7 protein-coding genes and 1 pseudogene are annotated in these 7,774 nt (G+C 58.8%); 4 read left to right on the forward strand and 4 right to left on the reverse strand.

What is annotated here, in order from left to right:
- Positions 1-95 precede the first annotated feature (95 nt).
- From ALO43_RS06095 to ALO43_RS06105, 3 genes are all read left to right on the forward strand, one after another.
- Positions 96-524 carry a DUF2231 domain-containing protein gene (locus ALO43_RS06095; protein WP_005897210.1) on the forward strand — a complete coding sequence of 143 codons (429 nt, stop codon included), beginning with the start codon at positions 96-98 and terminating at the stop codon, positions 522-524.
- Complete coding sequence (locus tag ALO43_RS06100; protein WP_024668862.1) at positions 521-1,813, forward strand: PQQ-dependent sugar dehydrogenase; 1,293 nt, start codon at positions 521-523, stop codon at positions 1,811-1,813. Before ALO43_RS06095 ends, ALO43_RS06100 begins: the two co-directional genes overlap by 4 nt.
- A 201-nt stretch (positions 1,814-2,014) precedes the next feature.
- Positions 2,015-3,214, forward strand: a complete 1,200-nt coding sequence (locus tag ALO43_RS06105; protein WP_024668861.1) for an MFS transporter — start codon at positions 2,015-2,017, stop codon at positions 3,212-3,214.
- 12 nt (positions 3,215-3,226) lie between these two features.
- Here the strand turns inward: ALO43_RS06105 and ALO43_RS32040 are convergent, their stop codons facing one another.
- The 3 genes and pseudogenes from ALO43_RS32040 to ALO43_RS06115 all read right to left on the reverse strand — a co-directional run bounded on the left by ALO43_RS32040 (position 3,227) and on the right by ALO43_RS06115 (position 6,097).
- The gene (locus ALO43_RS32040; RefSeq protein WP_412778913.1) at positions 3,227-4,285 is read right to left on the reverse strand and encodes a methyl-accepting chemotaxis protein; all 1,059 of its coding nucleotides are present in this window, start codon (positions 4,283-4,285) and stop codon (positions 3,227-3,229) included.
- Between the two features lie 72 nt (positions 4,286-4,357).
- A pseudogene (locus ALO43_RS32045) lies at positions 4,358-4,867 on the reverse strand (MCP four helix bundle domain-containing protein); the annotation flags it as partial.
- Positions 4,868-5,101: 234 nt separating this feature from the next.
- The gene (locus tag ALO43_RS06115) at positions 5,102-6,097 is read right to left on the reverse strand and encodes an aldo/keto reductase (RefSeq protein WP_005897197.1); all 996 of its coding nucleotides are present in this window, start codon (positions 6,095-6,097) and stop codon (positions 5,102-5,104) included.
- Between the two features lie 168 nt (positions 6,098-6,265).
- On the opposite strand from ALO43_RS06115, the gene ALO43_RS06120 reads away from it, so the two are divergent.
- Positions 6,266-6,988, forward strand: a complete 723-nt coding sequence (locus tag ALO43_RS06120; protein ID WP_053479701.1) for a haloacid dehalogenase type II — start codon at positions 6,266-6,268, stop codon at positions 6,986-6,988.
- Positions 6,989-7,030: 42 nt separating this feature from the next.
- On the opposite strand, the gene ALO43_RS06125 is transcribed toward ALO43_RS06120, so the two are convergent.
- Positions 7,031-7,549, reverse strand: coding sequence for a GNAT family N-acetyltransferase (locus ALO43_RS06125; RefSeq protein WP_054997247.1), 519 nt, complete (start codon positions 7,547-7,549; stop codon positions 7,031-7,033).
- Positions 7,550-7,774 lie beyond the last annotated feature (225 nt).

The following is a 7,774-nucleotide window of genomic DNA, read 5'->3' on the forward strand; positions in this document are numbered from 1 at the left end:
TGATCCTTCCTTATGAGCAGTCAGCGCGACCCCGACAGGCGAGTGCAATCCGCATTGAGCCTTGATCCAGGGTCGCCGAACGATAAGGAGCCGTCATGACCGTTACCCCCCATCCCGTCTACCGCTGCACGCCAGGCCCGCTACACGCGACCCTGCTTGCTGGCACCGTTCCACTATTCCTCGGTGGATTGCTGAGTGATATCGCCTACTACCAGACGTTCCAGATCCAATGGAGCAACTTTGCTGCCTGGCTGATTGCCGGCGGCTTGCTGTTTTGCGGGTTGGCGCTGTTGTTTGCACTGGTGAACCTGATCCGTGCGGATCACAAGGCTGGACGTCCTGTGGCGTATTTTCTGCTATTGCTGGTGACTTGGGTGCTTGGCCTGGTCAACGCTTTTGAACATGCCAAAGATGCCTGGGCGGTCATGCCGTCGGGCCTGATCCTGTCGGTGATTGTCACCCTGCTGGCCTGCGTCGCGACGTGGACAGGGCTGACGAGCCTGCGCTCCGGAGGTGCAAAATGAGAAATATCCACGCACTGACTGCATTGAGTATGGCGTTGTTGCTGAGCGCCTGTGGTGGCGAGGCTGACAGCACCCAGGCTCGTGGTCCGGACCCTAAACTGCCAGAACCGCAACGCGGCCTGCTGCCGAGCATGAAGATTGCCGAACCTGTTGCATGGGGTGATCAGAAGCCGACCGTACCGGAGGGTTTCAGCATCACGGCGATTGCCACTGACCTGAGCATTCCGCGTCAATCAGTGGTTCTGCCCAATGGCGACATCATCATTGCCGAGGGGCGCGGCGGCAGTGCTGCCAAACTCAAACCCAAGGATGTGATCGCCAGTGTCATCAAGGCGCAGGGCAATACCAAAGTCAAAGGCGGTAATCGTCTGACGCTGTTGCGTGATGCCGATGGCGACGGCAAGTACGAATTGAAGACGGTGTTCGCCGAAAACCTCAATGCGCCATACGGCTTGGCTTTCGCGAATGGCAAACTGTATGTCGCCAATCAGGACGCTCTGGTCAGTTTCGACTATCAGGACGGTCAGACCAAGGCGGGCGGCGAACCGGTTAAGGTGACGGACCTGCCTTCAGCGATCAATCACCATTGGACCAAAGCGCTGACCGCCAGCCCTGACGGTCGCTTCCTGTACGTCGGTATTGGTTCGAACAGCAACGTGACCGAGCGCGGCATGGAGGTCGAGATCGACCGTGCAATGGTCTGGCAAATCGACGCCGCGACGGGCGCTCACAAGCCGTACGCGACCGGTCTGCGTAACCCGACCGCGCTGGCGATCCAGCCGGGTACGGGGCAGTTGTGGACGGTGGTCAACGAACGCGACGAACTGGGGCCTGACCTGGTTCCGGATTACCTGACTTCGGTGAAAGAGGGCGCCTTTTATGGCTGGCCTTACAGCTATTGGGGCCAGAACGTCGATCCGCGTGCTCAACCGCAAAACCCGGCCAAGGTCGCTGCTGCGATCAAACCTGATTACAGCTTGGGCTCGCACGTCGCCGCTCTGGGCGTGTCGTTCTCCATCCCGGCCATGGGTGACAAGTTCGCGGACGGCGTGTTCGTCGGCGAGCATGGCAGTTGGAACCGCGATAATCCGGTTGGCTACAAGGTGATCTTCGTGCCGTTCGCCAATGGCCGTCCTGCGGGCGAGCCCGTGGACTTCGCGACAGGTTTCCGGGGTGAAGACGGCAAGACTCGCGGCCGGCCAGTGGGGGTAACCGTTGATCCCAAAGGCGCGCTCATCATTGCCGACGACCTGGCCAACACGGTCTGGAGAGTGACCCGCAACAAATAAGCTGACGACCACGGGGCGAATTCATTCGCCCCGTTTCGTTAGCCTCATCATCCATTGATGCCCTGCGTCCTCTCGTGCGACGCAGGGCGTCGAGACCTGCATTCGGGGTAGATTCAATAACGCCTTACACGTTAGGGTTGTGCGCTTACATGCGCTGGCCAGAAGGGCCAGTCGCGAAAAAAACTGAATTCTGGAACCGCTGTGAGTCGCTTTGAAACCGCTGGAAACCTCGAAACACAACCTGCTTCATGGTGGGCCGTCGGCAGCGTATCCCTTGGATCGTTTGCTACCGTTACCACGGAATTTCTCCCTGTAGGGCTGTTACCCGATATCGCCCGTGACCTTGGCACCAGTGTCAGTCACGCTGGCCTGATGATGGCCGTCCCCGGTGTCCTCGCGGCGATTTCCGCACCGTCCTGCATTGCGCTGTTCAGTCATGTCGACCGTAAGCGTCTGCTGCTCTGCCTGCTGTCGATATTGCTGGTGTCCAACCTGATCGTCGCATTATCGGAACAGTTCTGGCTGACCCTCACCGGCAGAGTATTGCTCGGCTTCGCCCTAGGGGGATTCTGGACCATCGCCGGGTCTTTGGGGCCTCGGCTGAGGCCGGGCAAGGAGGGCGTGAAGGCGACCGCGTATGTGCTGGCGGGCGTTTCGATTGGCACAGTAGCCGGCATACCTGCGGGTACAGTGATCGGCGAAGCATTTGGCTGGCGGGCTGCGTTTGAAACCGCGGCGGTTGTTACCGTTGCTGTAGGCCTGTTGATCGCCACGCTTCTGCCTGCATTGCCGGGTGAGCGCTCTGCCGGTATCGGGCAGATGCTTTCGTTGGCGGGTGAGCAAAAAATTCGCCGGATGTTTGCTGCCGCGCTGTTGATCTATGTCGGCCACTTCGCGGCCTACACCTACCTCGCACCCTTCGTCATGGAGTCCGCCAACATTAAAGGCCAGGCGCTAGGCGTGTTGCTCTTTGCCTTCGGTCTGGCAGCGGTAGCGGGCAATCTGGCTGGTGGTGCGTTGGCGGCCAGAAATGCGCCGTCCTCGGTATTGATCATGACCCTGCTGATGCTGGGCTCACTGAGCGCATTACTCATGTTTGTCGGCAACCCGTGGCTGCTATGGCCGGTCACTCTGGTCTGGGGATTTGCCTTCGGAATGATCCCGATCACCACGCAGATATGGTGCTTCGACGCCTCGAACGGGCGTGTGGAAGGCGTTCAGGCGCTGCTGGTCTGTGTGGTCAATCTGTCGATTGGCGGCGGGGCATTTATAGGCGGGCTGGTGTCCGAAAGCGCGGGCTTTACGGCTGCGATCGTGACCGGCGCGGTATGCGCCGCGCTGTCTATGGCAACAGTGGCGTGGTCGCTGCGCAGGTCACCAGCGGTAACCTGCGCGGACTGATACGGCCTGTTTTCAGCCAGCTTTGAAAAACGCCACCTTTTGCGTCAGGCGGTCCGCTAGCAACGCCAGATCCTCACTGGCGGTTGCCACTTGCTGGGAGCCGCTGGCGGACTTGAGTGTCGAGTCGTGAATACTGTTGATATTCATCGCGACCTCTTCGGCCACCGCGCTTTGCTGAGTTGACGCACTGGCGATTTGCGCGTTCATGTGATTGATTGCGCCTACCTCTTTGCTGATTTTCGACAGCGCGCTCTGTGCATTGCGGGTCTGTGCAACTGCCTTGTTGACCAGCTCGCAGCTGTCACGCATGTTCTGCGCGGCGGTTTCTGTGCCGCCTTGCAACGTGCTGATCATTGCCTGAATTTCCTGCGTCGACTGCTGGGTGCGTGTCGCCAGCGAGCGCACTTCATCCGCCACCACTGCAAACCCTCGCCCATGTTCGCCCGCACGAGCGGCTTCGATGGCAGCATTAAGGGCCAGCAGGTTGGTCTGGGAGGCGATCGAGTTGATCACTTCGATGACTGTTTCGATCTGTTCACCGTGCCTGGATACCTGCTCTACAGTGCTGGTCGTTTCCACCAGCGTTGCAGCCAGTTGTTCAATGGCCGCGGTAGTCCCTTCTACCAGACTGTTGCCGGTTTCCACTTCGGTGTCCGCCAGACGCGCTGCATCTGCTGCCTGTGCCGCATAGCCGGCAACTTCGTTGACTGTGGCAGCCATCTCACTGATAGCGGTTGCCACCTGTTCGGCTTCGCGAGTCTGCACCATGACCTGAGCATTGTTGGTGGAGGACGCAGCCGACAGCACGGTCGATGACTGGCTTACTTCCTGAGCGGCCTGTCGTACTTGAGTGATCGTCTCGGAGAGGCGACTCAGCGCGGTTTTCAGCACGCCCATCACGCTCTCGGGGTGTTCGGTGGAAATGTTCTGCTGCAGATCACCGTCGGCCAGCCGCCTGATGGCCTGCGCGACGTCTACCGGCTCTGCGCCTAGCGTTCTTTTGACAAAGCGGATGATGACCATCGACAGCACAATGCTGAGCAGCACGGCGAACGCCGTTGCCATGAGCATCAACCCGCGAAACTGGCCGGCCGTTGCCTGCACGCTGTCGAGTTGTGACCTGATTGAGGCTTCCTCGTGGTCGATAAGCGCGTTGACGCGTTTCAGCCATTCGCTGTAATCACCGGAAACCTGGCGCAATAAAAGCGCTTGGGCGCCGGCAATATCACCTGCACGACGCAGCGCAATCACGCTCTTGGTAGAGGCGAGTGTCTGCTGTTCGATTTCCTTGATGGCGCTCAGCAACTGACGCTCTTCGCCCGTTACGCTGGGTCTGGTATACAGCTGATCCATTGGCACAGCCGAGTCGACGTAGTCTTTTTCCAAACGGGTCATCTCTGCCAAATGAGTGGCCAGATCCTGGTCGTTGCTGACCAGTACGGCATCCCGCAGGGCGATTGCCCGGTTGTGTACGCTGCCGCGAAAGTTGATCGCGTAGCGCTGCACTTTTGCTGCGTTTTCTCCGACGTCCTCAAGCGTAGTGTCGATAAACCCCACCCGCTGGATACCCACCGCAGTGATCAATATGAGCAGCGACACGATTGCGGCAAAACCCAAGCCGATACGCGTCGCCAGAGAAACCGGTTTTTTCATGAGAAAAGCTCGTAAAGGAAAGGTCGGTTGGTCGCCATAATCGTGGCGCCAGCTAATAGCGAATGGCCAGACAGTATGCTTGAGTCGCACAGGCGCCAAATAGATATTTACACGCAATCGGATAGACAGTTGTTATTGCAGAATTTCGGGTCAGCCACGACCGGACAAATGTCATCCATCATGCTTCCGGGCGCGGGCCAGCAGCGTCTGCTGCCGACCGAGCGTTCGAACGTGTCAGGCAAAACCGGTCACTGCATGAGGCACATACGGGGCTTCAAGTTGGCTGATGTCCTCGTCACTCAGCACCAGGTCGAGTGCTGCGATGGCATCGTCCAGTTGCGATGCTTTGGAAGCGCCGACGATCGGTGCTGACACACCGCGCTTGGCAAGCACCCAGGCCAAGGCTATCTGCGCCATCGGGACGCCTCGCTCGCCGGCCAGCTTTTCCACTGCATCAATGACGCGACCGTCTTCCTGCTCAGTGGCTTCATAAAAAGACTGCCCGGAAATATCGGTCCTGGTGCGTTCTGTCTGTTGACCATGAGGCCGTGTCAACCGGCCACGCGCCATCGGGCTCCAGGGCATAAGACCGACGCCCTGATCGAGACACAGCGGGATCATCTCGCGCTCTTCTTCCCGGTACACCAGGTTCAGATAATTCTGCATGGAAACAAACCTGCTCCAGCCGTTTGCCAACGCAACCTGTTGCGCCTTGGCGAACTGCCAGGCATACATGGACGACGCTCCGATGTACCTGGCTTTGCCTGCCTTGACCACGTCGTGCAAGGCTTCCATGGTTTCTTCGATGGGCGTGTCGTAGTCCCAGCGGTGGATCTGGTACAGGTCGATATAATCGGTGCCCAATCGTTGCAGGCTCGCATCGATGTTGGCCATGATCGCTTTGCGGGACAGTCCCTTGTCGTTGGGCCTGGTGGAGCCTTCCCACATGTTCGCCGGGAAGAACACTTTTGTTGCAATGACGGTTTCTTCGCGGCGGGTGAACTCCTTGAGGAGTTTCCCTACGATGGTTTCCGACGTGCCCGCCGAATAGCTGTTGGCTGTGTCGAAAAAGTTGATGCCTTGCTCCACCGCGTGCCTGATGATGGGCCGGCTTGCTTGCTCGTCCAGTGTCCAGGGATGTGTGCCGGCATCAGGCTCACCGAACGTCATGCACCCGAGGCACAGTCTGGAGATATCCAGCCCCGTACTGCCAAGCTTCACGTACTTCATGGAATCCTCCATCAATCATTTGATAGGCCCGTTACCTGTCGAGTATCAACGCCCGAAGGGTATCGATCCGGCCTTGCCATTTATCAGACCGCTCGTGAACTCATCCGTTGAAGAAATGTATCTTGCAAGCATCTTCAAGTGATGAAACGTCCTCTGGGAGCAGCAATCATGACCAAGCTGGAACACGCAGGTTTTCTGGGTTTTGACGTATTCGGCACTGTCGTGGACTGGCGAAACGGTGTGGCCAGAGCCGCGGCGCCTTTCCTCGAACAGCACGCCATACAGATCGATCCACTCGACTTTGCCGATCAGTGGCGAGGGCTCTACCAGCCGTCCATGCAGCGCGTACGTTCAGGCGAACGGCCCTTCGTGACGCTCGACGTCTTGAACCGGGAGAATCTGGAAACCGTACTGGCCAGGCTCAATGCAGACTTTGGCAGTATCCACGATGCTGAGCTGGCGGAGCTGAACAAAGCCTGGGAAAAACTGGACCCCTGGCCTGATTCCGTTGCCGGCCTCACCCGGCTAAAGCGCAGGTTTTCGATCGGTACGCTGTCAAACGGGCACATTGCAGGAATGCTCAACCTTGCAAAGTTCGGTGGGTTGCCATGGGATGTGATTGTCGGTGCGGAGATCGCAGGCACCTATAAGCCCAACCCTCAGACCTACCTGAAGTCTGCCAGGGCAGTGGGGTTGGCCCCGGAGTCGATGGCGATGGTCGCCGCGCACAATTCCGATCTGGCAGCAGCTCGCGCCAATGGCTTCAAGACCGTTTTCGTCCGAAGGCCATCCGAACACGGGCCTGGCCAGACCTCTGATCTGGCTGCGGAGCAGGACTGGGATGTCGTAGTCGATTCACTGACTGAAGCAGCACAAGCGCTGGGTTGCTGATGCCTGCGGGGCGGCTTCAGGGACGTCGCCCGGTATGGGTGATTAGTCCCGCAAATCCTTCCACATATGCACCTTCGAAACGAACCCGCCACCCACCGACACTGCAAGGGGTTCCAGGCCGAATGGCACAAAGCCCATTCGCTCGTACAATGCCTGAGCCCCGGCGTTGCCTTGGGTCACGGTGAGCTGGACGACCAGCAGCTGCGTTTGCGATGTTGCATACGCCAGCACGTTGTTCATCAACTGCTGACCGATGCCTCGTGCCCTGTGCGCAAGGGGCACGTACATGCCGAACAGGGTGCATTTGTGATGGGCCTTTTTTCGGGTTTCCATCGACAGCCCCACGGTGCCGAGCAAGCGGCCATCCTCCAGCGCCGCGAACACGGCATCGCTGGCCGAGGGTGCGTTATCGAGCCTGTTTTGCCACCACGAGATCGGCAACGCTTCACGCTCTGCCACATCCGATGTGAACGCATCCGGGTGCAGCGTGTAGGCCTCGAGCATCAGCGCCCGATAGGCGACGGCATCGTCTGGAGCAAGTCGGCGAAAGGTGAGGGGCATGGCCGGTATCCGCTGTTTTCTGAAGGGGAGTCTCGCACTGAAAAGCGTGCCGTTTGACGGACATTTTCCCGGTTTATAACTTTTTGTTTGCCTCGCTGGCAAAATTGATGATTACTGTCCCTCGGCGCCAAGGGTCAAAAACCCAGCGCCATTGATTGCCCTGGGGCTACCGCTCCGGCAATCACAGCCGATTGGGTTCACCCTGGCGCTGATACCCCTGCACAG

Origin of the sequence: Pseudomonas tremae (genome assembly GCF_001401155.1) — a bacterium.
GTDB classification, from domain to species: Bacteria; Pseudomonadota; Gammaproteobacteria; order Pseudomonadales; family Pseudomonadaceae; genus Aquipseudomonas; species Aquipseudomonas tremae.